The organism is Mycobacterium sp. E3298, assembly GCF_001666895.1.
Classification (GTDB): Bacteria; Actinomycetota; Actinomycetes; order Mycobacteriales; family Mycobacteriaceae; genus Mycobacterium.
The window spans coordinates 1-867 of record NZ_LZJB01000220.1 but is presented as its reverse complement, the minus strand read 5'-3'; the positions used below and the strand labels follow the sequence as shown (position 1 = coordinate 867).

General features: G+C 68.9%; 2 protein-coding genes. Both read left to right on the top strand.

Going from position 1 to position 867, the window contains the following annotated elements; genetic code table 11:
- Nucleotides 1–8: 8 nt before the first annotated feature.
- Nucleotides 9–659: a DUF5947 family protein gene (locus A9X05_RS10235; protein WP_067760295.1), complete on the top strand. Its 651-nt coding sequence runs from the start codon at nucleotides 9–11 to the stop codon at nucleotides 657–659.
- Nucleotides 656–867: DUF6084 family protein (locus A9X05_RS10230; RefSeq protein WP_231972876.1), on the top strand; the 212-nt coding region annotated here is incomplete at its 3' end. The genes A9X05_RS10235 and A9X05_RS10230, both read left to right, overlap by 4 nt.

Genomic DNA, 867 nt, shown 5'->3' with positions numbered 1-867 from the left:
GCCCCGGCATGACCACCCCGTACGACGTCCTGACCCGCATCCGCAGCAACCGGCCGGCCCCCGAACCGGCCGGCGAGCGGTGCGAGATGTGCTCGGAATCGATCGCCGACGAGCACCAGCACGTGGTCAACGTGGCCGACCGGCAGCTCATGTGTGTCTGCCGGGCCTGCTATCTGCTGTTCACCGACACCCAGGCCGAACTGCGCTACCGCGCGGTGCCCGACCGGTATCTGTCCTTCCCGGACTTCGCGCTGGACCGACGCGCGTGGGAGGCATTGCAGATCCCTGTGGGGGTGGCCTTCTTCTTCACCAACTCCGCGCTCGGGCGCACCGTCGCCTTCTACCCCGGGCCGGCCGGCGCCTGCGAATCCGAACTCGCGCTTGATGTTTGGGACACCCTCGGCGGCGCCGACGCACGGGTGGGACTGCTGGCCGACGACGTGGAGGCGTTGTTGGTGCGGGTCCCCGACACCGGTCCGCCGCAGACCTATCTGGTCCCCATCGACGCCTGTTACGAATTCGTCGGGCGACTGCGGATCCTGTGGCGTGGGTTCGACGGCGGGCAGGAGGCGCGCGAGTTCATCGACGGCTTCTTCTCCCACCTGCAAGCCCACGCGCTGGAAACACCTTCCGACACACCTTCTGAAACACCACCATGATGGACATCGACTTCACGGTCCTCGACGTGGCGCCCGAGCCGTACACCGTCAGCCCGGTGCTGACCGCCCGCATCGCGGTGACCACCGGCGACGACCCGGTGCACGCGATCGCCCTGCGCTGCCAGGTCCGCATCGAGCCGTTGCGGCGGTCCTACTCCGACGACGAGGCCGCGGGGCTGACCGACCTGTTCGGTCCGCGCGAACGCTG

What these genes read in the sequence shown, in the direction of transcription:
- A9X05_RS10235 (WP_067760295.1), top strand. Translation starts at nt 9, where the DNA reads ATGACCACCCCGTACGACGTCCTGACCCGCATCCGCAGCAACCGGCCG.